The sequence below is a fragment of the Oscillatoria sp. CS-180 genome (genome assembly GCF_028330965.1).
GTDB lineage: Bacteria > Cyanobacteriota > Cyanobacteriia > Phormidesmidales > Phormidesmidaceae > Halomicronema.
The window spans coordinates 32,401-57,259 of record NZ_JAQMUB010000037.1; the positions used below are offsets into that span (position 1 = coordinate 32,401).

A 24,859-nucleotide genomic window follows, 5' to 3' on the forward strand; every position below is an offset into this window, starting at 1 on the left:
CCAATTTTATTAACTTCAGCACGATGCGCGCTTTGGATGGAAATCTTGCCGTCAAATGAATTGCAAAACAGATTAGAAATCAATTTAAATTGCTGATCAGGTAATCTAATTGTTTATATAGATGACAACTTGATTCTGAAGTATTTGGAACGTTTGTAAAACACTCACGTGTCTCTATCTTTAGACGCTTTCATAGCGAGGAACTCTACCTTCGGAGTACGCCCCAAGCTAGATGTTTCAATCTCAAGAAATCGGTTTATTAGAAATGGTTGGTGCTTAGAACCTAATCGCTATGAACGCTATTCCTGACTTTGACATCATCCGTTTTAATGCGGGGTTTTCAGGCCGTGAGGCTGAAAATACAATTGGTGCTCTGGATGTCGCAACTCTTTACTTTGCATTCGCCTAAATGCGGGTTTCGGCCTTCTTCGGAAGACGTATTTCCATCAAAAGTCTGTTGTACTGGGCAGTTGTGCAGAGCAATCTTGCTGGGTTAGTGAGGCTTTAGCGCTTGTAGCTGTACGCGCAAGCGTTGGTATCGGGCCGCTTTACCCCAACAAGGTTTTAGAGCGTAGACAATGTTTCGGAATGTGGACTTTCGAGACAGTGGAGCCACAATAACTAGCAACATGGGCTGCGCTTTCCCATAAACAGTTCTCTAAGCACCCCTTTAGCTGTTACGAATCAAGGAAACCACCATGAACCTACTTTTTATGGGTCAGCTGCTGAGTGTGTTAGCTCAGCTAGAGGATCCTGGAATTGATACCCCTGAGGAAGCTGCCCTGATTTTTTCGGGGCCGCAATTTTTTATTGCTTTGCTGTCGGGTTTGGTCCTAGCGTTTGGATTTCAGCTGCTGTTGACTAATCTGTCCGTCGCAGCGGGCATTTCCTACGTTGGGCATTCCTCTTCGTCCTCATCCTCATCCAGCAAGTCTTCCAGCGGCTCTGGAATAGGCAAAATTAGCGTAGCCGTTGGGATTTGGACTCTGATTACGGTTAGTTTGGCGCTGTTTTTTGCCTGCTGGTTAGCTGTCAAACTCAGTCTTTATAACAGTGCTTTGTTAGGCGCTATCACAGGACTTGTCATCTGGGGCACCTATTTCTCCCTCTTGTTCTGGGTTAGTTCTACGACTGTAGGTTCGCTCATCGGTTCCGTTGTTCGTACAGCAACCTCTAGCTTCAACTCCTTGGTTGGCACCGCAACGGCTGCCTTTGGGGCCAAGGCTGCTAGCAATCAGGTTTATGAAACGGCTGAAGCGGTTGCAGCAGCGGTTCGCAAAGAGGTGGTCCAGGGGATTGACAACACCAATCTTCTTGACTCAGTTCAAGACTATGTTGTCACCTTGCGATCGCCTCAGCTAGAAACAGAAAGTCTGGAGGCAGAATTTGAGCGTCTCATTAAAACGTCCAATCTGTCCTCAACAGCGACTCCCGAAATTCTGGACCAAGTTGATCAAGCAGCATTTGAAAAGCTGGTTAGCCGACGTACCGATCTTTCTCGTGAGGAAGCTCGTCGGGTGGCCAAGCGCCTGCACCGTATTTGGCAGCGAGAGCTGAGTGGCTCGTCGGGTCGGCAGCCTCTAGCTGAACTGGTTGAATACGTTCAGAGTGCTCGTCCTGGCGATAAGATTGCTGACCGCCTGAGCGATCGCCTGGATCAGTTTTTGGATGAGTATCGTAAGCAAGGACAATCTCAGCAGCAGACCCCTGGTATTGTGTCCCAAGGCTTCAACGCCCTCATGGGAGCCGTGATGGGCAGCACTGATTTGTCAGAACTCGACGTTGAGACCGTCACCAACAAAGTGAAGCAGGTCAAAAATCAGCTGGTCGATCAGGGCAGCAGCGTTGCTCAACAGCTGGGCAGTGACGAAGAGCGCTACAGTGTTGTTAAAGCGGATGTCGAAAGCTATTTGCTGAACACCTATCCTTGGCAGATGAAGCCAGAGCGTTTGCGAACTGAGTTTAGAGAAGTTCTCTATGACGCCAACGCGGATACGGGTCTCTTGCGACAGGAGCTTGATCGGTTAAACCGCGATTACTTTGAAACGCTGTTGAGCGATCGTGGCCTACTGACACCCAGTGAAATTGAGCGCACTTCTAATGTGCTGGAAGCCGTGCGGGTTCAGGTACTCAAGGAAGTGATTGATATTGATCGATTTGAGCAAGCAAAAGCTCTGAAATCTCAGGTGGAGGTCTTCTTACGCACGACGCCCAAAGCTGAGTTGATGTCAGATATGGGCAAGCAAGCATTCCATGCACTTGTTGAAGATGACGATGCTAGTTTTGATGATTTGCAGGTTCGCTTTTCTGAACTGACTTATGATTTCTTTGCTCGCCATCTAAGAACTCGTAATGATCTCAATGAAGGTGAGATTCAGCTGCTTGCAGCTCAGTTTGAACAAATCAAAAACGAGACGCTGCAAAATGCCCACAACCTTCAAGACCGGGCTAAGATGCGTGCTCAAGAGCAATGGCAGAGTGTCCAAGATCACCTGCGGAATACGGGCAAGCCTGAGTTGAATCCCGAAGGTATCAAGCGTGACCTGAAGATTTTGCTGAATGAGCCGGATGTTGGGGTTCAAAGGCTGAGACAGCGCTTTTCTCAGTTCGATCGCGAAACGTTGATTCGGCTATTGGGTCAGCGAGAGGATTTGAGTGAGACTGAAGTGCGTCGCATTGCACGAGATGTTGAGTCTAACTATCAGCAGGTTGTGAATGCACCTGGTAAGCTGTCGGCTCAAGCTCAAGCTAAGTATGATGAGGCGACTAGCGCGATCTCGGATTACCTGCGTCGGACCGGCAAGCCCGAACTTAATCCCGAGGGCATTCAGCGTGATATCAATCTGCTGCTGAATGATCCTAAGGCTGGAACTCGGGCGATGAGAGCGCGTCTAGCTGCGATGGACCGGGATACTTTGGTTCAGCTGCTTAGTCAGCGGGACGACCTGAGCGAGGAAGAAGTCAATCAGATCATTGATGACATTCTTGAAACGATCCGCAGCATCCTCAAATCTCCTCAGCGACTGGCTCGTCGGGCCAAGGCTCAAGTCATGTCCTTTGAGCAATCGTTGGAAGATTACTTACGGAATACTGACAAGGCTGAGCTTCATCCCGAAGGCATCAAGCGTGATTTGCAAATCTTGATGAACGATCCTCGGGCTGGTGGACGTCGCATACAACAGCGATTAGCTCAAATGGACCGCAGTACTGCGGTTGCGCTGTTAGCTCAGCGTCCTGACATGACTCAGCAGGAAGCCGAGGCCGCCGTTGATCAAGTCTTTGCTGTCCGGGATGAAATTCTGGCTCAGATTCGCAATGTTCAAGAGCAAGTGAAGGGCATGATCCGCAGTGTGCTGGCTCGCATTCAGGCTTACCTGGATTCTTTGGATCGTCCTGAACTCAATTACGACGGTATTCGTCGAGATCTTAGAACGCTGTTTGATGATCCGCAGTCGGGTCTCGAAGCCTTGAAACAGCGCTTCTCTCAGTTCGATCGCGATACCTTAATTGCTGTCATGAGTTCCCATGACTCCATCTCAGAAACTGATGCGCACCGCATTATTGGTCAAGTGGAGTCGGCGCGCGACAGCGCTATTCGTAAGGCAGAGCGGTTAGAGCAAGAGGTTGAAAACCGGGTTCAGGCACTGAAACATCAAGCACAGCAGCAGGTCGAAGATACTCGCAAGGCAGCTGAAGCAGCCGCTTGGTGGATTTTCTCGACAGCCGCCGTCTCTGCGATCGTCTCTGCAATTGGTGGTAGCCTCGCTGTTCTGGGCTAGGTCGTCTATTCTGACCGTGTTCAACCACCCTCATAAGTAAGGTAAGCAATAGGTAGGGTAGGCGTATGTCTACCCTACCTTTATGTTGATTGGGGTTTTGTCTTAACCCAAACTGGACGTTAATTGACCGGGATGTAGGTTGGTGCAACGTCGACAGGCTGATAGCCCGCAGCAATGCATCGTGCCAGCGCTTCATCCGTAGCATAGCCAGCTGCATCAGCCACACCAACAACACAAGCAGAATAGCGCTGTGGCAAAAGACTGCGATGACAGTGAAGAAGAACTTCCTGGGAGTCATCGACCGCCAGCGTTTGATGAATACTACTTACACAGGTCGCAACCTCATCAGGACGGCGATCGCGACTACATGCTGTCAGCGCATCTTCGGGCACAACTGACGCCACTGACAGGACGTTCGTCACGCAACTGGAGACCTGAGAAGGTTCTAAGGAAAGGGCGCAAGCGACCGCAGCAGTATCAGCAGCGATTCCGGCATCGATTAGCTCATCCGTGCAGCCTTCGTAATTCACATCATTGATGGCATGGGCAGGTGCTGACATCAAAGGCAATGCAGCCGCCGCCGCAAAGCCAATTGCGGCAAACGGTATCGCAGGCCACTGGAGAAGTTTAGGAAACCGAGAAAAATGAATCATGACAGAAGATAAACGGTTATATCAGTTGGTTAACGGTGCAATAAGCGCTGACAAGAAAAATTAAGACCGATTTACGATTGTTCTGAAGTCTTCTCTATAGAACCCCTAACGATATTCCTACATAATCCAGCCTTTCAGGAATGAGAGCAACGGGACAATCGTTCTACAGTAGAAGATAGCTCAAACGTTACCTACGTAAACCTGAGGGTATCTCGATATGCATTTAAGTGACGTAACCCACCCGAACCAACTTCACGGTTTGACGATTCATCAACTCGAACAGATCGCTCGTCAGATCCGAGAAAAGCATCTGGAAACCGTTGCCACCAGTGGGGGCCACTTAGGTCCTGGTTTGGGCGTCGTCGAATTGACCCTAGCACTTTATCAAACCCTCGATTTGGACTTTGACAAAGTGGTTTGGGACGTAGGCCATCAAGCGTATCCTCATAAACTCATCACCGGACGCTACCACGACTTCCACACCCTACGCCAAAAAGATGGTGTTGCCGGCTATCTCAAGCGCTCCGAAAACAAGTTTGATCACTTTGGAGCTGGACACGCTTCCACCAGCATCTCAGCTGCTCTGGGTATGGCTCTAGCTCGTGACCTTCAAGGGGATGACTATAAGGTGGCTGCTATTATTGGCGACGGTGCACTCACTGGAGGGATGGCACTGGAGGCCATCAATCATGCTGGACACCTGCCAAATACTCGCTTACTCGTTGTTCTCAATGACAACGAGATGTCGATTTCGCCCAATGTTGGCGCAATTCCTCGATACCTCAACAAGATTCGACTCAGCCCACCCATGCAGTTCCTCACAGACAATCTGGAGGAGCAATTCAAACATCTGCCCTTTGGTGAGTCTTTGACTCCTGAACTGAGCCGTGTCAAAGAGGGGATGAAGCGGCTAGCTGTTCCCAAAGTGGGAGCTGTTTTTGAAGAATTGGGCTTCACCTACATGGGCCCCGTAGATGGTCATAATTTGGCTGAACTAACCCACACCTTCAAAGAAGCTCATAAGATTGAAGGCCCAGTGCTGGTTCATGTCGTCACGGTGAAAGGAAAGGGCTATGCGATCGCCGAAGAAGACCAAGTCGGCTATCACGCTCAAAATCCCTTTGATTTAGCAACAGGCAAAGCTAAGCCATCTAACAAACCCAAGCCCCCCAAGTATGCCAAGGTTTTCGGCACAACCTTGACCAAGCTGGCTGAAGACAATCCCAAAGTGGTAGGCATCACCGCTGCAATGGCAACGGGAACCGGGCTAACGACCCTGTGTCAGAAACTGCCCAAGCAGTACATCGACGTCGGTATTGCCGAGCAGCACGCGGTCACTCTTGCTGCCGGACTCGCCGCTGAAGGGATGCGTCCCGTTGCTGCAATCTATTCCACCTTCTTACAGCGGGCCTTTGACCAAATCATTCACGATGTCTGCATTCAAAAGCTGCCCGTCTTTTTCTGTCTAGACCGAGCAGGCATTGTGGGAGCTGATGGCCCAACGCACCAGGGAATGTATGACATCGCCTATCTCCGGTGCATTCCCAACATGGTCATCATGGCACCTAAAGACGAAGCCGAACTACAGCGCATGATTGTCACGGGAATCAACTACACTGACGGCCCGATCTCGGTCCGTTATCCCCGTGGTAACGGGGTCGGTGCTCCGTTGATGGAAGAAGGCTGGGAAGAACTGCCTATCGGCAAAGCTGAAGTGCTGCGGCGAGGCGATGACCTGTTGATTTTAGGCTACGGTTCCATGGTCTATCCGGCAATGCAAACGGCTGAAATCTTGAGCGAACATGGTGTTCAAGCAACAGTGGTCAATGCTCGATTCGCGAAACCCATCGATGACGAGCTAATCTTGCCCCTAGCACAACAAATTGGCCGCGTTGTCACTATGGAAGAAGGCTGCATTATGGGTGGATTTGGTACGGGTGTTGCCGAAGCGCTACTGGATGCCCAGATCTCTGCGAAAGTCGTTCGGTTGGGTGTGCCAGACGTATTAGTAGACCACGCAACCCCTGATCAATCAAAGGCGACACTCGGTCTCACTCCCTCTCAAATGACAGAAACCATTCTCAGCAAATTCAGGCTAGAGCAGCCCACCGTTACCTTGCAACAGGCCTCGTCTTAGAACAGATAGCTAGCGTTCTTGATCTTCATCAATTCGTTCTCTAAAGGCGTGCCAACGGTACATCTTAAGGGGATTTTTGGGACAGCATTACCGCTGGTGGAGTGTCATTAGCGCAGCGTAATACACCATAGCCGGGTTTTCTATTTTCAGAAATCTCCTTAAGGCCTGGGAGAATTGGGGCGATGGAGACGATCGCTGTGCCATTTTCAAGAACTGGTTCAAGCAATCGTTGAACAGCGTTTAGGGCATCCTGGTCGCGGAAGCTGTAATCCTAGCAATTGCGTTGCCAAACCAGGGTGCCCAACAGTTGCGCGGCTATTTCTCCCTCAGATTGGGCTTACTAAAGGCAATCAACATTTGCTCTTTAACCCTGCCTGTCCTGGTGCCTCTACGATGACCTACCAAGTGCGTGTAACCGACATGCCGTCTAGCGATCGCCCCCGCGAGCGGCTACTAGCACAAGGCGCGAAAAGCTTGGCGACAGCGGAGTTACTGGCGATTTTGCTAGGGACAGGGCAGGGGCCTGGGAAGCTATCGGCAGTCGGTTTAGGACAATACATTTTGCAATCGCTGGGCCAGAACCAGCGAGACGCCATGAGTATGATGCGGGATGTTTCTGCTCGTGAGCTGATGAATATCTCCGGAGTCGGGCCGGCCAAAGCAACCAGTATTCTGGCGGCGATCGAACTCGGTAAACGGGTATTGCAGGCTCGTCCTCCCGAGCAGACCGTCGTTGATGATCCCAGCGTGGCCGCTGCCGCCCTCAGCCACGAATTAATGTGGCAGTCTCAGGAACGGTTTGCCGTCCTGTTTCTTGATATCAAACATCGCATCTTAGGGACGAAAGTCATCACCATTGGGACAGCGACAGAAACGCTAGCCCATCCTCGCGACATTTTTAAAGAAATCATTCGGCAGGGCGCAACCCGCGTCATCATCGCCCATAACCATCCATCCGGTAGCTTAGACCCCAGTCAAGAGGACATCCACCTGACACAACAACTGCTAGAAGCGGCCAAAATTTTGGGTATCCCGATTCTCGATCACTTGATTTTAGGGAACGGAGATTTTTGTAGTCTTCGTCAAATCACAGCGCTTTGGCAGGAATCTAGTGAACTCTGAGTAAGGTCTCTTAAAAGAAAATCTGTGATTGACTACCGCGCATAGGCGACTTCAGCTATTCTGTCACCCATGCAGACATAGGTGCGGGCTTTGGCGCTAACAACTCTCGACGGTGACAGGACTTCCCCCTCAGCAGCAGATCGATTTTGGCAGGGCAAAGCGGCTCTGACGTTTCATAAACAGGGCGATCGCACGCTACCTGAAGTTCAAACGCAGTCTCCCCTCAAGGTTCAGCGTCCCTTTTATCAAGACGGATCGCGTGTTTGTCAATCCGTCCTGTTGCACACAGCAGGAGGAATGGTGGGAGGCGATCGCCTGACTTACAACATTCGCCTTGCAGAAGAAACCCATGCTTTGATCACCACGGCTGCCGCTGCCAAAATTTATAGTAGACACCCTCAGCCTGCTCAAGTCAACGGCACAATCTACGTCAGTTCAGGAGCCTGTCTGGAGTGGCTGCCCCAAGAAGCGATCATCTTTGAAGGAGCACAATATCACCAATCTTGGCGTGTGGACCTGGCAGTAGATGCTCATTGGTTGGGATGGGACATCTTGCGGCTAGGGCGCACGGCCAGAGGAGAACGATTCTATAGAGGAGAAGTGCGATCTCGCTTTGAAGTTTGGCAGGATGGCACACCAATTTGGATTGATCCCCAACGCCTAGTCGGTAGCGAGAACCTGTGGCGAAGTCCCCATGCACTCAAAGAGTGTCCCGTCATTGCAACGATGGCCTGGATAGGAACCCATGCCGAGGCAGATTGGATCGACGCTGCCAGAGCCGCTTGGGAGACGCTGCCCAATCCTCAACTCATTGCTCAAAGCGAAGTTGGAGTGACCCGTCTACAAAAGGGCCTGCTGTGTCGTTACCGGGGACACTCCACCAACCAAGCTCGACGCTGGTTCACAACCGTTTGGAAACAACTGCGTCCTCGCTATGCAGAACCGCTGAAAGCCTTGCCACGAGTTTGGCAACGATAAAAAATCGAGAATATAGCGGCATGCATTTAAATCAAGCACGCCCCATTTCCTGTTCCCTGCTCCCTAAGACACTGAGATGGACTTAACCAACCTACACAGGACTCTATTCTGAACCCTGCCCTCTGACTCCCTACCCATTAGGACTGCCTCACCTGAAACACATCCCCTCACACAGAGATAGTGAGCTGAGAACCGTCTGGCGTTTTGAGGACATCAATGCGGGTGTCGAAAGCTTCACGAAAATGGGGAATGTGAGTAACCGCAAGGATGCAGGCAAAATCTGCGGCGATCGCATTAATGGCACCAACCAGGCGATCGCACCCTTCTCGATCTTGGGTACCAAATCCCTCATCAATAATCAGCATTTGTAACGGCGTTCCCGAGCGCTGAGCAAGAAGACGGGCTAGCGCTAATCGAATGGCGAAATTAACTCGAAATGCCTCACCACCAGAATAGGTTTCGTACGGGCGAGTGCCCTGAGCATCTGCAATAACAATATCAAGCGTGTCAATCAGCTTGCTTTGACGACTACGCCCAGCACGTTGAGTTACGAAACGAACGTGAAGTTGGTGAGCACTGAGCCGTCCCAAAATATGGTTCGTTTCAGCCTCTAGCTGCGGCAAAATGTGTTCAATCAGAAGGGCTTGTAGGCCATTGCGCCCAAAGGCGATCGCCAATTCATGATGCACTCGCAAGCTCCGCTGAGTCTGATGCAGCGTTTGTCGTTGCTGAGTCAATTGCGCCTGCACTTGTTCCAAATGGGATAGCTGCTGCTGAAGCGCCCCCTTTTGCGAGAGAATCTGTTCCCGCTGCTGCTGGCGATCGTTCATCCGGCTTTGCACCTGCTCAATATCAGATTGGCAATCTGGATAGGCCTTAATTTGCTCGGCCAATTCTTCAGCTTGATTAGTCAAGGAAACGTGTTGCTGCTCGACTTTCTGGAGTTTTTGAATGACCGATTCTAGCTGCGCTTCAAGGGGCGGCTTTTCTTGTCGAGCCTGCTCCAGTTTTTGGAACCGTAAGGCCCAGCGCTGAGCTGCCTTAAATTGAATGCGGGTCTGCTGATGCTCTTCCAAGCTATAGCCCAAGGCCGTCAGTTGAGCATCCAAGTCAAGCATTTTCTGCACTGTCTCAGACCTGGCTTGAGCCGCTATTTCAGCCTCTAAGTTAGCCATCTCTTGAACAAACTCGGGCCGTTTTGCGGAGAGCTGTGCCGTTTTCTGGGCTGCTTGACGAATCTCAGCTTGACGAATCTCAGCCCAGCGCAAACGATCCACCTGCCCTCTAGCCAGAGCATGGTCCCGTTCGTCATAGGCCAGCTGAATTAGCTGCTTCTCAATTTGTAGTAGTTCAGCTTGCACCTCCTGAGCGTAACTGCGTTCCCGCAAACAGCGTTCCAGGTGCGATCGCTCCTCTGCAACTGACTGCAACTGTTTAGCAACTGATTCGCTGGAGTTGAGCTTAGCCATCAAATGACCTCGCTGTTCCAAGACATCTCCGTAGTGAGCCAGCGCTTCCTCCAGTTCGCGATACTCCTGTCGCAGAACCTGAATTTCACGTTCAGAAACCGCTAGTTGCTCACGAATCACCCAAATCTGGCGCTGAAGATCCTCCTGTTCCTGGTGATGCTTCTCCAACACAGTTTCCCAATTATGCTGATAGAGAGGGCGATCGCAGACCGGGCAGGGCGCATCAGGCTGGTTCAACAACTGAAGCTTTTGATCAATTTGTCCCAATTGCACTTCGTAGCTCCGCTGCTCCGCTTGCAGCCGTTCCATAAAATGCCGCCGTTCTATCCCCTTCTCTCTCACCTGCTCTTGATAAGCCCGTTTTGCTGTTAGCGTTTCTAGAGTATGACCGACTTCTAAAACAGCTCGCTGAAGCTGTGGCTGTTGTGCCTGCTGCGCCTGAAGCTGTAGTTCCGAATGGTTTAGGGCTGAAAGTCGTGCAGCAAGAGTTGCCTGGGTTTGATCAAGCTGCCGCTGCAATATCTGTTGCCGTTGTCGTAAGGGACTCACTTGAAGTTGCAGTTGATCTAACGCTTTGAGGCGATCGCGAGCCGAGACCAACGCCAAGGCTGCTTTTTCCGTCTGAGGTTCTTTCTCAAGAATTGGCCTCAACTCAGACAGTTGTTTGTCCAAACTCGCCAGATCGTGCTGACGTTGCTGTAATCGGCTGTGTAACGCTTGCGCTTGCACTTGATGCGACTGATAGAGGTGATCGCGCTGCTGTTGAAGCGTTTGCTGCTGCTGAAACTTGCCTGAAAGCGCTTCATCTTTAGCTTCCAGAGAGCGCAGTTTTGCCAATCCGCTTTCAATGGCCTCAGTCTGGGCGACAACTTGCTCTAGGTCCTGAATATGCTGCTTCAGTTTCTGCTGTTCATCTCGCAATCGTTTTTGGTCAGCAGTCACGTGGACAATCTGCTGCTGGAGCAATACCTGAGCCTGAATGACGTGGTGCCGTTGCTGCCGCTGCTGTTGCAAATGGGACAGTAACTGTTGATCCTGGTCGTGCTCATTCTGAAGCGTTATCAGACGGTCTTCCAGCGCCTTAGCATCCTGAGCGATCGCACTCCGCTGATCAACTTGTTCCTCCAGCGCTATCAGCGAGGTTTCTAAAACAGATGTCTGAGCTTTGGCCTCTCGCGTACGTTCCTTGGCTTTCTCAGTCAGATCGTCATACTGACCGAGCTTAAGTAAATCAGCCAAAATTTGCTTGCGTTCGCTGGGGCGCTTCAGCATAAACTCATCAGCGCGCCCCTGACGTAAATAGGCAGAATTAACGAACGTTTCGTAATCCAGGCGCAGCGTTTGAATAATAAGCTGTTGCGTGGCCCGTATTCCCCGCTGGGTCAAAGGGCGAAATCCTTGCTCTGTCTGCACCTGAAACTCTAGGGAAGCCCCCTGATTGCGTCGTCGCGATCGCACGACTCGATAAATCTGCTGCTGGTGCTCAAAAGTAAAATTGACTTGAGTTTCCAACGCGCCCAGATGAACCACGTCATCCTCAGCCACAGTTCGACTTTGTCCCCAAATGGCCCAGCCAATGGCCTCAAGCAAAGATGATTTACCAGCCCCGTTAGGACCAGAAACACAGGCCACCTGGAGACCATCGAAGTTTAAATTCGCTTCTCGGTAACTCAAAAAGTTGCGAAGCGCTAACTGCCTGGGGATCATGCACGAAACAGTTATACTCTTTCTCTAAAATAGCAGTACGCGCGATCTTAAGTACAAGTGACCTTTAGAATATTTGATCTTCTGAAACAAACTTAGGTTCACAACAGAAATTGTGGATGATTTTGAGGATAGCTTTGCTGAATAGAAAATATCTTTATAGCTTTCATTGATAGGTGTCAGGAAAAACGAACACCCTTTTGGCTATTGACCTTCTTTAAACAGCTTCGCGTTCAAATATCAATTGATGACTGACCGTAAATCAGCTTCACGCCAGTAACCGTTTCGATTTCCTGCAGAATCTTCAGCTTTTCGTCAGCGTTTTTGACCTCAGACAGACTGACATATAAAGCCTCAATTCTCGCTTCTCTAAGTTGGCAGGACTTTTGAATAGATTCCTGCATGGGGGCCTCACTAAATGTCTCACGACAAACCCATTATTTTTGCACCCCAATTGAATCGCCTAGATGGAGTACCTTTGTTTCAAACTATCTTCAATCTAAACCAAACTGTGTAAAAAATTCGTGTCTCCAAGCAGACAAATCCTGTGAAATTGCAGCATTAGAAGACCGACAGACTGAGAACGCGAAGTTCTCAATCTCCCCCCTCTTTCCCTTTAGTCCATGCGCTAGGCTGTTGAAAGCGATGGACCTCTTGAATCACCTCAACCCATCCCTGTGCCAATGCTGCTAAGAGGCGATCGCCCTTTTGCCGAGTTGCCACTGTTGCATCACCCAAAACGCCACTGCGAGTCAAATCCCGAGTCACCCAAGCAAACGGAAGCGCTCCCTCCATGCTGAGAAGGCTGTTTTGGGGGAGACCCTGCGGGTATTCGCAGATAGCTTTGTCCATGCAGACCTGATCAGGCAAAATCGACAACATTAGGCTAGTTTCTGCGTCGCCAGCATGGATACCCAATTCAAGTTCTTTCGGTGTCAGCATCTCGGCTGCTGGGTTGGGAACGTTCCAGACAAAGAGCGGAAACACACTAAGATCAGAATGCATTTGATGCAAATCTCGCGCAGCCATATCCAGAACCTGAGGCTGTCCGCCATGCCCGTTAACCCACACCAACTTACGGAATCCAGCCCGATAAAAACTTTCTGCTGATTCCATCAATACCTGTCGTAGCGTTTGAGCTGAGAGCGTGATAGTGCCTGGAAAATGCCAATGCTCATTGGATTTGCCATAGCAAAGCGGTGGTAAAGCATAGGCTGGAATCGTTTCTGGCAAAAGGGTAAGCGCCTTACCAACAACCGTCGTTGCGATCGCCGCATCCACAATCAATGGCAAATGGGGACCATGCTGTTCAATCGCCCCAATCGGTTGAACGATAACAACATTGTCTTTATCTGGCATCGCCTCAACCATTGGCCAGGTAAGATACGGGAAAAAGCGATGGGCAGGAAGATCACCATGCATCATTCTGAGATAGCTCAATGTCAAAAACAGCTTCTCTTAAGGTACAAAACTTTGCTCTTGGCTATGTAGCCGCCGCCAATTTCGTGAAGACAAGACGGCGAGCCATTGGGCGATGAGCTAAGCACCTGAATGCGCTGGGTGCACAGACCTAGATGACTAAAGCTATAGCTCCTCAAAAACCAACTCAACCAAAAAAGCTCTGGGACATTACGCCCAGAGCCTCATTTCCTAAAAGTCACCCACAAAAACTGATTCCTAGCGGATGTATTCCTTCAAAACGCTGTTGCGGTTGGGATGACGCAGTTTACGCAGCGCCTTTGCTTCGATCTGACGAATCCGCTCACGAGTGACGTTGAAGGTTTGACCGATTTCTTCCAAGGTCTTCATCCGGCCATCATCTAGCCCATAGCGCAGGCGAAGAACGTCACGTTCACGAGGGCTTAGAGTCCCAAGAACACCTTCCAGGTCTTCCCGCAGCAGGCTCTTAGAAACTTCATCTTCAGGCGTCTCACCATCCGATTCAATGAAGTCACCCAAGCGAGAATCTTCTTCCTTACCAATCGGCGTCTCTAGGGAAATGGGGAGCTGTGCAGACTTAGCGATAAAGCGCAGCTTCTCAATCGTCATTTCCATGCGAGTCGCAATCTCTTCTTCAGTAGGTTTGCGACCCAATTCCTGAGATAGAAGCTTGGTGGTCTTCTTAATGCGAGAGATGGTTTCGTAAAGGTGAACAGGGAGACGAATGGTACGCGACTGGTCTGCGATCGCACGGGTAATTGCCTGCCGAATCCACCAAGTAGCGTAGGTAGAAAACTTGTATCCTTTCTCGTGGTCAAATTTCTCCGCAGCTCGAATTAAGCCTAGGCTTCCTTCCTGAATCAAATCCTGAAAAGACAAGCCGCGATTCATATACTTTTTGGCAATCGAGACGACCAGACGGAGGTTCGATTGAACCATTTTGTCCTTCGCCCGGCGCCCCAGGAAAAGCCGCTTCTGGAATGCCGGCAGAGGCATATCGACAGCCTCGGCCCATTCAGCATCGGTTGGCTCGTGGTCAAGCCCGTCCATCAAGTCATCACGGATTCGCTCCAGCTCTAGCAAATCAGCAATCTTACGAGCTAACTCAATTTCTTCCTCTGCACGCAACAAGCGAATTCGCCCAATTTCCTGAAGATAAAGGCGGATAGAGTCTTCGGTATAGTGCTTTTTCTTAGCTTGACCCCGGCGAGTGCTTTTTCCTTTTGCTGCTTTTGCTGAAGCTTTATCCCCCGAAGATTCGTCTGAATCGTCAAATTTGGATGAACCCCCGTCTCCTTCAATCAAGAGTTCCAGCTCGCTCTCTGGCTTAATTGCGCCGAGCAGTTCTTTCGCTTGAGTCATGCCGCGTTCCTCGTGCTCCTTCGTGCGTGATGCTTTGTCAAAAGTCAAAAAGGTCTGTTCAGCTTAACACCCTGTTTCTGTCATCACCTCAGGGGAGGATGTCAAAAAAGTGTAATAGACAACCGTATCTGAGACATGGATGAGTATTTAAGCTTTCGAAAACCTTTTGCTTAAACCACAGGCCAATACTTGTCCTCAGTATTTGTGACCTGTCTCACACGATTGTAGCCTTATAAACAAATTACCTACCACTCCTCCCAAACAAAAAACGGATCTCTTCGTCCTCCTAGAGATAGATATTAGATAGTACAAAATATCTGATCAAGGATTTTTTGAAAGTCCTGCGGCTCTCCAAAAGCCTACAAATTCGTAGCTTTGTCGCTTTTGCTGGAAGAAACCATCACAGCCCAGTTAAGTTAGCTAGAACTTATCGTTAAATTGTTTACGCATCAAAGATCATAATTCGTCACAAAACACTGATCGACACGGTATCTCGTCTTAGCCAGCCTAGAATTATCAAAGAAATGATTGACCTTAATCCCAACGCTGTTCCAGGATTGACACCGAATTCTGATATATCGAACATCAAGCTGCCATCGACCACTCCACGCTAAGATAAATGCGTCAATAGCGGGATCTACGCAGCCAACACTTGGCTTTAGAGTCTTGCTCCAGGTTTTTGGGGCGACCAACTCAAAGCCACTTGAAATGATTTTCGAGACAGAGTTGCGTAATTCCTGATTGAGTACTAGCAGGTTAAAGAGGTTCGACGATTTCTAATGAACCCAGAAACGCTTACTGAAGCAATTCAAAAAAGTTTTCGCGTCACTCTTGGCGCAACCGCTTCCCTCGTCGAGGCAATTCAAGATCCTCAGGGATCGCAAGCAAAGTTTTCCGCAATTGGAAACGATTTCGACCTGTTAACTCAAGAGTTAGAGGCTAAGGGGACTGACACTGAGCGAGAGGCCCGTGCCGTCGTTGACTCTATGATGGGTCAAATGAGTCAAATGCCGAATCCATTTGCACCCACTCCAGCCTCTGAGGCTACAGTCGATACCTATGCAAGTCCTGTTGCTGATGCATCTGTACAGGTAGAACTGGATGCATTGACCCAAGAACTGTTGACGCTTCGTCAGGAAATTGAGACTTTAAAGGCTCAGAAAAACATGTGATGCTCTTTATTCCCCTCAATGACTGCCGATAACGCTCGTGCAGAATACATTGGGGGGATGGCACAGTGCCAGTCAATTGTTGCGGTCTTTAAGCAAACGAAGAGCCTAGATCAGTTGGGACATCTTGCCATCGTCCCGGACCGATCGCTCGCAAAGCCTCTTTCAAAACCACATCACCGGTGTAAAGAGCCTTGCCAACAATAACTCCCGTCACACCCAGTCTTTCCAGCGTTAGTAGGCTGAGAAGATCAGTGACAGAGCTGATCCCCCCCGAAGCAATGACAGGAATTGGTATGACTTCGGCGAGCGATCGCAGAGCAGCCATATTAGGTCCCTTGAGTGTGCCATCACGCTTGATGTCGGTGTAAATAATAGCGGCGGCTCCTCGCTGTACCATGTCCTGAGCAAGGGCAATCGCCTCTACATCAGACGTTTCCAGCCAGCCACGAGTGGCAACCCGGCCATCACGAGCATCAATTCCCACAATAATTCTTCCCGGAAATTCCGTGCTCAGGGTGCTGACCAAACTAGGGTTTTCGACGGCGGCAGTTCCCAAAATGGCATACTGGACGCCCAAATCGAATAGCGCTGCAACCCGATCGCGATCGCGCAATCCCCCACCAACTTCAATGGGGATCGTTACAGCTTCTGCAATCGCGGCGATCGCCTGCCAGTTTTCAGGCTTCCCAGCTTTGGCTCCGTCTAAATCCACCAAATGAAGTCGAGTTGCCCCTTCGTCCGCCCAACGACGAGCCACCTCGACTGGATTCTCGTCAAACACTTGGGACTGGTCATAATCGCCTTGATACAGACGAACACAGCGCCCCTCCAACAAATCAATCGCGGGAATGACTTCCATGACACGTTCTTGCTCAGCATCGCCCATTGTATCGCTGAAGGTAGGAAGCAGAAGTAAGCTACAGCCTTTTGCGGTATACGGTTAACGGCAGTTGTCGCAATGGCCGCATTGACCTAGCTGCTGTGCCGCTTGCCGAAAACCAAACTGCTGGACAATGGTTTGCCAGCGACAGTTAGCAGACTGTAGAAAAGCTGGCATGGTGCTGTCTGATTGCCCTGCATGAGGCTTGCGAATAGATGTGTGGGATCGCAGGCGATAGTGAAAGGGATCCGTCCACTCCAAACGTTCCTGACTATGCAGATAGGAGAGCGCGATCGCGCCGTCTTTGAACTGCTGCTCCACCTGATCCAAACTTCCGTAGGGTGGAATTTGTCGACTAATCTGAATAGCCTTTTGCTGAATTTTTTGGGCTTGGGTCTGAAAAAACAGCGATCGCTGCTTATCGGTTGGGTCAAACCATCCTGTCCGTTCGCTCACGAGAGCCATAGCCTGAGCAGGTTTACCGTCTCGGCCAGCTCGGCCAATTTCCTGCACGTACTCGGTTAGCAAACTAGGAACATGGTAGTGGACCACCCACCTTAAATCGGGTTTATTCACCCCCATACCAAACGCATTTGTGGCAACCACGATTTGAACTCGATTTTGAATCCAGTCCTGTTCTCGCTGACGGCGATCGCAGGCTGTCAAACCAGCATGATAATTAGTGGCTCGATACCCCTGCTGCCGCAGCCAATCAGCAAGGCCCTCGCTATCTCGACGGGTGCGCACATATATCAGCCCTGTTTGATGGGGATGTTGCCGGACGAATTTCAGCAATCTTTCCTGTCGGCCTCGTGGCGTCCACACGGTTTGCACAGACAGGTGTAGGTTGGCACGGTAAGGACTGAGCCGAACGACTGTTGGCGATCGCAACCTCAACGTCTGACGAATAATCTGCTGGGCGATGGGATCAGCAGTTGCGGTAAAAGCCGCAATAGGGATCGCTGTAGCCCTACCTTGCTGAAGGGCCTGCCGGGCGATCCCCAACCTGCGATAAGCAGGACGAAAGGTTTCTCCCCATTGCACCAGACAGTGAGCTTCATCTAAAACAAGACCGTTTAGTTTCAAGTCAGGGCATATCAGCTCTTGCCAAATAGATTCGCTCAGCAGCGTCTCTGGAGACAGATATAAGAGTCGGAGTTGCTGATGCTTGAGCGCTTTGAGAACCCGCCATCGCTCTCTTTTAGGACGTTCACTGTGCAAAGTAGCCGCAGGCAAACGGCGATCGCGAAGATCCTGCACCTGATTTTCCATCAGAGCCACTAGTGGGGAAACCACTAAGGTCAACCCGGTTTGCAGCAACGCTGGCAGTTGAAAACAGAGGGACTTGCCGCCTCCAGTTGGCAGAATAATCAGGGCATCTTGACGCTGTAGCAAAGAATGAATGACCGTATCTTGAGGCGGACGGAAGTGAGAATATCCCCAAATTTTCTGGAGACGAGCTTGGGCGATCGCCATATTGGGCGGTGAGGACGCAGTCATAAGCAAGCCGAAAATGCACCTACCTCAAGCATGCCCAGAAGGATTAGGAGAGCATTGATCCCCTGAGCTTTTACGGTGCGCTCCATTGCCCTAATAGGCAACACTTCTCAGCATAGAACCGAGCGAGCATAGCCCACTCGGTTCTCATCAGCATTCAATGTGCTCTCGAACAAACGCTCGTTTATTCAAAGAAAACGGGGAAATTGTAGCCAACGCCGAGAGAAACTCCCAGGCCAGTTTCCTCAGAAACACGCCAATTTACCTGACTGTTGAGGGTGAATTGGCGTGAGATGGGAATATCGACGCCGCCATTCACCAGTAACCCGACATCATCTCCAATATCAATGCCGCCACCCAAAAAGGGATAGATACTGAAATCACGCACTTCAAGAGGATTAAAGTTGTACGTCACAGGCAAAGTAACGTTGAAATGATCTTCAGAGAACTGCAATGTTGGGCGCACCGAGAAGCGAGGTCCTAAAGAGACTTTACTAATCACGTTAAAGCCAAAGTCGCCAACGGCACTCTTATCGCTGTCAATGATACCGATATTGCCACCAATCCCCACATAGAAAGGAGATACGCCTCGGTAAAGGGGTCGCGTCACCTGGGCTACTTCTTGACTATCCTCTTGGGCAACCTCTCGACTTTCTGTAGTGACTTCAGGAACCTCGGCAGGGATAGTTTCACTAAAGAAAGAGTCGGCAGACGTCGCAACAGGCTCGCTGACAACAGCAACCTGCTCAACGGGGACAGCCTCGACTGACTCATTCGAGATGACTTCATCAGACTCAGCCAAGAACTCGCCTAAGGTTTGTCGAGTCGTTTCCTCTTGTGTCGCAACCTTCTCAGATAGGACATTTTCTTCGGCGGTTACGTCCGATTCAAGCTCCGCGACCGCGATCGCCTCGGCGTCTTTTGATGGATTCACCTCAAGGGTCGTTTCGGAAGCTTTGGCTTCCAACGAAACAGCTAAGACATCAGGCATGTCAGCTGCAATATCAACCTGAGTCAAGGCTTCTTCAGCCTGAGCCGGGACCGCAATCAATATAGCTACAGCACCACTTGTTAACAAAGAAATGCGCTGAAATAAAGCCATGTCTACAATCACTCCTCAATCACCATGTAGATTTGAAAACAGCTCTGTTAGAGAGACTTTGAGCCGCAAGCACCCTATGTTTGGCCTGTCGAGCTTGCCATCACCTCTTAAAGCAACTGTAAAAAAATCACACAGATTTTACCATTGTTAAATCTCGTCCCTAGCAGCAGGATTGACAGTTCACCCGGGGACATCACACTGGAACACTCGTTTATTCACCAGTGACCTCTTTAGTGTTTGCCTCTGCCCAACGTGCCAGGAGTGTTTGAGCAAAGAAGGGCAACAGGGCCTCGTTTTTACTGTGGTCCTCGCCTTCGGTGAACACCACTAGCTGAAAAGGGGGATAGTTCGGCAGTTCCACATAAGCGGCATCGTGTCTGACTTTACTCGTCAATCCCGCTTTTGACCAAAGCATGGCTTTCAACGGTAAACCTGCCCCCAAAAAACCCGCAACCTGATTTTCTGGATCAGCTGCCAAAAGGTCGGGATCAAGCGATCGCCGCATCAATGTCATCATGGATTGCGATCGCGCACCCGTCACAGCAACGCCCCCGACAATACTGTGCAGTAACCTTGCCGTAGCTTCTGTCGTCAGCACATTACGATTTTCGTAGGTATCGCCTAAGAACAGGCGCTCTCGGCCATAGGGACCATCACACCACGTTTTCTGGTTAACGTTGATCGTCTCCAGCTCAGGCCATTGAAGCGACTGCAAATACCGATTCACGATATTCCGCTGAGATTTCCAAGTTTCGAAGGGACCTGCGGGAAGTTCTGGTCCGCTAGTTGTTCCGGTCAGCACATCAACAACAAACCCTGTCGCATCGTTACTGGAATCTACAATCATATCTTTCAGCGCCCGTTCAAACTCGGGCGTCGTCGTGACCATCTCACGCTCCATCCATTCGTGAGCCGCGACAAGATAAAAGAGTTTCACCACGCTAGCAGGATAAACCAGTTCTACACCTCGGTAACTGGCACCTTGAGGTTTCTGCTGCCAAAAATCGGGGGCACTAATAGCCCCTCCCGTATTCACAGGAAAGGGCGGAGTATATACCATCCAGGTAGCTGCAATTTGGTTTCGTGCTAACCGTGGAAACTCAGCCCAGACCCCCTCCAGCGTTGCGTCTAAGACTGATTGCAGCCCAGGGTCTAGCTCGAAAAAAGTTGCCGACACGATCGCCCCCATCAATAAAATCCCTAATAAACCTTACCTGTTCTTGGGTTTCACAATCTCGTTCGTCACCAACTCGTTAGGATGAAAAGGGTCGCCATAGAGCAAGACAACAGAAAGTTGGATGAGGAACTGATAGTGGGAAAATCTTTGCCAGAACTGAGCAGTGCTGATCGTAATCGCATTATCGAGATGGCTTGGGAGGATCGCACTCCTTTCGACGCGATCGAACTTCAGTTTGGCCTTAAAGAAAAAGACGTTATTACCCTGATGCGACGAGAGATGAAACCAAGCAGCTTCCGCATGTGGCGAAAGCGTGTGAGTGGTCGCCAGACGAAGCATCGACAGCAGCGTGATTTCTTTGCCGGTCGATTTCGCTCAGCAAATCAAAAAGGCTCTTGATAACAGAATGTTTTTTCTTGCGAGATGATTCTGGGGAAGGGGCGATCGCAAACTTTACGGATTGACGAAATTTTTGGATGAAAAGGGGGATAAAGCAATACCTATCTACAAACGGCCTCAACTATGGCAACTCCCCCTCTAATTCAAGATCTGTCAATTGCTCTCGCTGTGCCAAACCACAACCCGGCCCTTCTCACACCAGATTTTCTAGTTGGGACTGGCATTGTTCCTGCAGATTGGGAGTTGGCAATTCCACCGATTGTTAATAGCCAAGGTAGCCGCATCGTCTTTCAAAACGATATTACTTTTGTTGCCCAGCCCGGCTCTATCAACTTTGCTCAGGCGATCGAAGCAGATACCACCGCGCCCATTACTATTGCAGAGATTGCCTATAAATACGCTAAGACGCTTACTAATCTTGAGTACCAAGCTGTCAGTATTCAGCCCAAATGTTTTTTACCCTTTGAGACGCAGCCTGATGGTGCTCGCAAATACATCACAAATACTCTTCTAGCTGAGGGACCTTGGAAACAACCCCTGTCTAAGCCCATGAGAGCCTCCCTTAAGCTCATCTACCCGCTGAAGGATTCTGAACTCAGGGTCACCATCACCGAAGCTCAACTCAAAAGACCTAATCATGAGCCAGTCATGACAGTCATGTTCGCAGGCACCTTTGCCTATACTCTCGATGAAGAGACGCCAGAAGCGCGTTTAGGTCAGCTAAAGACTATTCTCGACAATTGCCAATCTGATTTTGAAACTTTTCAAAAGTTGGTTACTACTAAATTTCAAATAGATTCAGCAACCAACGGACGCTCTCAGGCAAGGTCTGCGACGCCGACCACACAAACGCTGCATAAATAGAGTTGTTCCTAAACCTCCGGAAGTAAACAACCCGAGAGTATCTAGCGGAAGTAATAAAAGGCTGCCTGTAATCCACCAATGAGAAAGCCCAGTGCACCGCCAAGGTTCACGATCGCCTGCAGTTCATTGCGAACGATTCCTTGAACAGCAAGCTCTAGTTCCTGTGGATTAGTGGCACTGACTCGCTCGATAATCACCTGATCGATGTTGAGAATAGGAATGACCTGTGCAACGAGTGATTCCAAATCTTTCTCTAGATATCGCTCCAAGATCAACGCTAACTCCTCGCTGACGGGATCGAGAGAATCCGTAATGACACTTGAGTTCCGTAGACGATTAAGCAACTGCGTTGCCAGCGTTTGCCAATTAATTGTGGAACTCAAGCCTTTCAACAGTTCCGGTCCTAACGTTTTGATGTAGTTGCGAACTGTTTCTCGAATGGTCTGACGCAACTCTCGGACAGCTGAAACGGGCAAACTCTGCAATGTAAGCTGTTGAAACGCTTCTTGCAGTCGCGCATTCAGGTTTAGCGCTTCGATCAGCTCAGCAATGCGGACATTACTGGTCTCTCGCTCATCTAAGCAAAACGCCCGCAATCGCGTCAGCGCGTTACGTACACCAAACAGATTGGCGACTACCCAATAGGTGCCGCTGGTTTTAGACCGAAAAATCTCATCGATAATTTGAATATTACGGTCTGTCAAAAAATCAATCAGAAGCCGCCGAATCCTGTCTGGAGGAATGACGGAGATTAGCAGCCAGCTAGACAACTGCTGTGCCTGTTCAGGCGAGAATTGAAACTCCAACAGCACCTGATCAAAAATCTGATCCAGTTGTGCCTGTAGAAAATCATCGCGTCGTGCCCAAACTCGTAGTAAGCGAGGCAGAGAGGTACCAAATAAATCTTGCAATACCTTTCCGACAATCTCAGCTGTCCGGGCCTGATTCCTTGACTGAATTTGATCAAGCGCCAGTTCTAAAAGCCACTTGATTGCTTGTTGGGTTCGCTCCGTCTGCAATAGACGACGAGCCAAGTTTTCAAGCTCTGCAGGCGTCAAGAGTGATCCCATAATGGTATCGGCAACTCGCTGCGCCAAACGGGCCTGATTGCTGGGAATAAGTCCCGGTGTTAGAGGCAATCGCCGTTTGAAGAGATAGTACGGACGATACGGGCGAAACAGCATCTTGATGGCTAGATCGTTTGTAAAATATCCGATGACTCCACCCACCAAAGGCGGAGCTAGTAACAACCAAGCGTCAGACCAAGCCATTTTAAAAATCAGAAGCGATCGCACCGACGGCGATATGCCGAGCCATCATAACAAAACTGCCAAAAGATCGTATGGGTAAAAGGAGGGATGGGTGAAGTGACAGCCGATAGATCTCTGGCTAACGTCTATTAAGTGAGCACCAGAACGCCCATCATTCCGCCTGCAATGGAGTAGTGAATCGCTTCTACAAACCCAACTTCGTAGGCAAGCTGAACTTGCTGGCTCCCCACTGGAAATCTTTCTATGCTGGGGTTGATGTAGGCATACTCATCAGTCAGACCGCACCGCTCGGCAGCAGACACCACAACTGTGTCTAAATACCACTGCTGAAAGCGACTCATCAGTGCACTCTGAGGTCGATGAAAATCTAGAATTGCGGCTTTGCCATGATTGCTCAGGACTCGACGAACTTCTTTCAATCCCTGCGGTATGTCGATCAGGTTGCGTAGGCCATAAGCCATAGTGACAGCATCAAACCGGTTGTCTTCAAAAGGCAAATTAAGCGCATCCCCTTCGACCCAGTGCAAAGTAGCAATACCTGAATAGTGGGCAGCTTTTTGGTGAGCGATCGCCAATTGAGCTGGCGAAAAATCAAGGCCGTAAACGTGCCCGCTCTGTCCAACCCGTTGAGCCAGCAATAAAGCCAAGTCACCGCTACCGCAACAGATATCTAAACAGGTGTCTCCGGGGGCAGCCTGACTCCAATCAACGGTCATCTGCTTCCAAATGCGATGCAGCCCCAGACTCAACTGTTGGTTGAAGTCATCATAGACTGGCGCAATCCGATCAAATAAAGCCTGAATATCGTCTTTTGAGGGAGTTGGTGACGCCTGCAGCGCATTCATTCTCAATGTGCTTTATCAGTTCTTGGTCTATTTCCAGACTACGCTAGTTCGGAATAGTTCGAGACAGCAGCTTACGAATTAACCGTATCAGTCCTTCTTTGAAAACCTGTCGAAGAAGTGATGACTACGCTTGCGATAGCTATCAGGAAGCGGAAGCTGTAAGGTCTCGTGAAAATCTTCTTGGACTTTGTGCGTTAGGCAACGAGAAACCTGGCGCACAATTTGACTTAATAAGTGGTCGCCCGTTCGCTGGATGAGACGCTTAGGAAGGGCATTGATAAATCGGGGAAAGTTAACGCAGACTTTTAAGTCCAACTCCCAGTCAACCTGCGTAATTATATAGGATGAATCTCCTGACTTGACTGTCGTTTCATTGAGCTGCAAAGACGCTTTGAAATCAACATCATAGCCGGGAGGTTCGTAGCCGGGCACAGGAATCGTTTCAATGCGATAAATGCCATGATCTTGAGGCAACAAGTGTAGACCGATTTTAGGTTCGACATCATAGCCCAGCGCGCCAAAATTCCCCACCGTCAGGTCGTAGCCGTTATCCCCAAGGGGAACCGCCGTCATCGGATGAGCACACCGCAAGAACCAAGCCTGATGATCGTCTAAGTAGCGGGTAACAGTCTGCCGATCAGCAGACATGTCCATACGTCCGGCATACTCACCTCGGAAAACAAAAGGAGTCGAACAGGTGTCATCCATCTGCTCATTTCTGGGGTCGCCATCATTAGCATTCACCAAACCAGAAACAGCCCCAAAAGCTTGGTTAGGCAGCTCATTGGATTGATGGTTAGAAATCGGTGTTTGCATAGATGCGTTAGCCACTCATCACTAATGTGCTACGTCAATGCCTAAAGGCAAGAATCAGCAGCTGATCATAACTCAAGACTCGCCAGCAATTATTCTAGCTGACGGACTGTCGTGTGTCCTCTAACGGTAGAGGAAGCCGCGTCAATTACTTAAGAGCCTAGCTTAGCCGAACTCTCTCTATCAGTCGAAAAT

19 protein-coding genes are annotated in these 24,859 nt (G+C 49.8%); 7 read left to right on the forward strand and 12 right to left on the reverse strand.

Annotated features, from left to right (window positions below; genetic code table 11):
• The first annotated feature begins 698 nt into the window (after positions 1-698).
• On the forward strand, positions 699-3,779 hold the full coding sequence (locus tag PN498_RS08650) for an MFS transporter (RefSeq protein ID WP_272062328.1): 3,081 nt from the start codon (positions 699-701) through the stop codon (positions 3,777-3,779).
• Positions 3,780-3,898: 119 nt separating this feature from the next.
• Here the strand turns inward: PN498_RS08650 and PN498_RS08655 are convergent, their stop codons facing one another.
• On the reverse strand, positions 3,899-4,432 hold the full coding sequence (locus PN498_RS08655; protein WP_272062329.1) for a hypothetical protein: 534 nt from the start codon (positions 4,430-4,432) through the stop codon (positions 3,899-3,901).
• 217 nt (positions 4,433-4,649) lie between these two features.
• Here PN498_RS08655 and dxs point away from each other — a divergent pair, with 217 nt between their 5' ends.
• From dxs to PN498_RS08670, 3 genes are all read left to right on the forward strand, one after another.
• Positions 4,650-6,569, forward strand: a complete 1,920-nt coding sequence (gene dxs, locus PN498_RS08660) for a 1-deoxy-D-xylulose-5-phosphate synthase (protein WP_272062330.1) — start codon at positions 4,650-4,652, stop codon at positions 6,567-6,569.
• Between the two features lie 393 nt (positions 6,570-6,962).
• The gene (gene radC / locus PN498_RS08665; RefSeq protein WP_272062519.1) at positions 6,963-7,691 is read left to right on the forward strand and encodes a RadC family protein; all 729 of its coding nucleotides are present in this window, start codon (positions 6,963-6,965) and stop codon (positions 7,689-7,691) included.
• Between the two features lie 90 nt (positions 7,692-7,781).
• On the forward strand, positions 7,782-8,669 hold the full coding sequence (locus PN498_RS08670) for an urease accessory protein UreD (protein WP_272062331.1): 888 nt from the start codon (positions 7,782-7,784) through the stop codon (positions 8,667-8,669).
• Positions 8,670-8,836: 167 nt separating this feature from the next.
• On the opposite strand, the gene sbcC is transcribed toward PN498_RS08670, so the two are convergent.
• The 4 genes from sbcC to rpoD form a co-directional block, all read right to left on the reverse strand.
• A complete protein-coding gene (gene sbcC, locus PN498_RS08675) occupies positions 8,837-11,845 on the reverse strand; it encodes an exonuclease subunit SbcC (RefSeq protein WP_272062332.1) in 3,009 nt (1,002 codons plus the stop codon).
• Between the two features lie 230 nt (positions 11,846-12,075).
• A complete protein-coding gene (locus tag PN498_RS08680; protein WP_272062333.1) occupies positions 12,076-12,246 on the reverse strand; it encodes a hypothetical protein in 171 nt (56 codons plus the stop codon).
• Positions 12,247-12,436: 190 nt separating this feature from the next.
• On the reverse strand, positions 12,437-13,264 hold the full coding sequence (locus PN498_RS08685) for a creatininase family protein (protein WP_272062520.1): 828 nt from the start codon (positions 13,262-13,264) through the stop codon (positions 12,437-12,439).
• Between the two features lie 255 nt (positions 13,265-13,519).
• Positions 13,520-14,692, reverse strand: a complete 1,173-nt coding sequence (gene rpoD, locus PN498_RS08690; RefSeq protein WP_334312235.1) for an RNA polymerase sigma factor RpoD — start codon at positions 14,690-14,692, stop codon at positions 13,520-13,522.
• A gap of 731 nt (positions 14,693-15,423) precedes the next feature.
• Between rpoD and PN498_RS08695 the strand changes: the two genes are divergently transcribed.
• Complete coding sequence (locus PN498_RS08695; RefSeq protein ID WP_272062335.1) at positions 15,424-15,816, forward strand: hypothetical protein; 393 nt, start codon at positions 15,424-15,426, stop codon at positions 15,814-15,816.
• 88 nt (positions 15,817-15,904) lie between these two features.
• Here the strand turns inward: PN498_RS08695 and hisA are convergent, their stop codons facing one another.
• From hisA to PN498_RS08715, 4 genes are all read right to left on the reverse strand, one after another.
• A complete protein-coding gene (gene hisA, locus PN498_RS08700) occupies positions 15,905-16,675 on the reverse strand; it encodes a 1-(5-phosphoribosyl)-5-[(5-phosphoribosylamino)methylideneamino]imidazole-4-carboxamide isomerase (RefSeq protein ID WP_272062336.1) in 771 nt (256 codons plus the stop codon).
• Positions 16,676-16,756: 81 nt separating this feature from the next.
• On the reverse strand, positions 16,757-18,196 hold the full coding sequence (locus PN498_RS08705; protein ID WP_272062337.1) for a RecQ family ATP-dependent DNA helicase: 1,440 nt from the start codon (positions 18,194-18,196) through the stop codon (positions 16,757-16,759).
• 181 nt (positions 18,197-18,377) lie between these two features.
• Complete coding sequence (locus tag PN498_RS08710) at positions 18,378-19,295, reverse strand: outer membrane beta-barrel protein (RefSeq protein WP_272062338.1); 918 nt, start codon at positions 19,293-19,295, stop codon at positions 18,378-18,380.
• Positions 19,296-19,506: 211 nt separating this feature from the next.
• Positions 19,507-20,484: a serine hydrolase gene (locus PN498_RS08715; RefSeq protein WP_272062339.1), complete on the reverse strand. Its 978-nt coding sequence runs from the start codon at positions 20,482-20,484 to the stop codon at positions 19,507-19,509.
• Positions 20,485-20,607: 123 nt separating this feature from the next.
• Between PN498_RS08715 and PN498_RS08720 the strand changes: the two genes are divergently transcribed.
• Positions 20,608-20,871, forward strand: coding sequence for a TIGR03643 family protein (locus tag PN498_RS08720; protein ID WP_272062340.1), 264 nt, complete (start codon positions 20,608-20,610; stop codon positions 20,869-20,871).
• 123 nt (positions 20,872-20,994) lie between these two features.
• Positions 20,995-21,735: a hypothetical protein gene (locus tag PN498_RS08725; protein ID WP_272062341.1), complete on the forward strand. Its 741-nt coding sequence runs from the start codon at positions 20,995-20,997 to the stop codon at positions 21,733-21,735.
• 41 nt (positions 21,736-21,776) lie between these two features.
• Here the strand turns inward: PN498_RS08725 and PN498_RS08730 are convergent, their stop codons facing one another.
• From PN498_RS08730 to PN498_RS08740, 3 genes are all read right to left on the reverse strand, one after another.
• Positions 21,777-23,006, reverse strand: coding sequence for a DUF445 domain-containing protein (locus PN498_RS08730; RefSeq protein WP_272062342.1), 1,230 nt, complete (start codon positions 23,004-23,006; stop codon positions 21,777-21,779).
• 128 nt (positions 23,007-23,134) lie between these two features.
• Positions 23,135-23,851 (reverse strand): bifunctional demethylmenaquinone methyltransferase/2-methoxy-6-polyprenyl-1,4-benzoquinol methylase UbiE, encoded by a 717-nt coding sequence (ubiE, locus tag PN498_RS08735; protein WP_272062343.1) that lies wholly within the window; start codon positions 23,849-23,851, stop codon positions 23,135-23,137.
• 87 nt (positions 23,852-23,938) lie between these two features.
• Positions 23,939-24,667 (reverse strand): DUF1997 domain-containing protein, encoded by a 729-nt coding sequence (locus PN498_RS08740; protein ID WP_272062344.1) that lies wholly within the window; start codon positions 24,665-24,667, stop codon positions 23,939-23,941.
• Positions 24,668-24,859: the final 192 nt, after the last annotated feature.

Coding starts and splice junctions, on each gene's coding strand:
- PN498_RS08650 (WP_272062328.1), top strand. CDS start 699: ATGAACCTACTTTTTATGGGTCAGCTGCTGAGTGTGTTAGCTCAGCTA.
- PN498_RS08655 (WP_272062329.1), bottom strand. CDS start 4,432: ATGATTCATTTTTCTCGGTTTCCTAAACTTCTCCAGTGGCCTGCGATA.
- dxs (WP_272062330.1), top strand. CDS start 4,650: ATGCATTTAAGTGACGTAACCCACCCGAACCAACTTCACGGTTTGACG.
- radC (WP_272062519.1), top strand. CDS start 6,963: ATGACCTACCAAGTGCGTGTAACCGACATGCCGTCTAGCGATCGCCCC.
- sbcC (WP_272062332.1), bottom strand. CDS start 11,845: ATGATCCCCAGGCAGTTAGCGCTTCGCAACTTTTTGAGTTACCGAGAA.
- PN498_RS08680 (WP_272062333.1), bottom strand. CDS start 12,246: ATGCAGGAATCTATTCAAAAGTCCTGCCAACTTAGAGAAGCGAGAATT.
- PN498_RS08685 (WP_272062520.1), bottom strand. CDS start 13,264: ATGCATGGTGATCTTCCTGCCCATCGCTTTTTCCCGTATCTTACCTGG.
- PN498_RS08695 (WP_272062335.1), top strand. CDS start 15,424: ATGAACCCAGAAACGCTTACTGAAGCAATTCAAAAAAGTTTTCGCGTC.
- hisA (WP_272062336.1), bottom strand. CDS start 16,675: ATGGAAGTCATTCCCGCGATTGATTTGTTGGAGGGGCGCTGTGTTCGT.
- PN498_RS08705 (WP_272062337.1), bottom strand. CDS start 18,196: ATGACTGCGTCCTCACCGCCCAATATGGCGATCGCCCAAGCTCGTCTC.
- PN498_RS08710 (WP_272062338.1), bottom strand. CDS start 19,295: ATGGCTTTATTTCAGCGCATTTCTTTGTTAACAAGTGGTGCTGTAGCT.
- PN498_RS08715 (WP_272062339.1), bottom strand. CDS start 20,484: ATGGGGGCGATCGTGTCGGCAACTTTTTTCGAGCTAGACCCTGGGCTG.
- PN498_RS08725 (WP_272062341.1), top strand. CDS start 20,995: ATGGCAACTCCCCCTCTAATTCAAGATCTGTCAATTGCTCTCGCTGTG.
- PN498_RS08730 (WP_272062342.1), bottom strand. CDS start 23,006: ATGGCTTGGTCTGACGCTTGGTTGTTACTAGCTCCGCCTTTGGTGGGT.
- ubiE (WP_272062343.1), bottom strand. CDS start 23,851: ATGAATGCGCTGCAGGCGTCACCAACTCCCTCAAAAGACGATATTCAG.
- PN498_RS08740 (WP_272062344.1), bottom strand. CDS start 24,667: ATGCAAACACCGATTTCTAACCATCAATCCAATGAGCTGCCTAACCAA.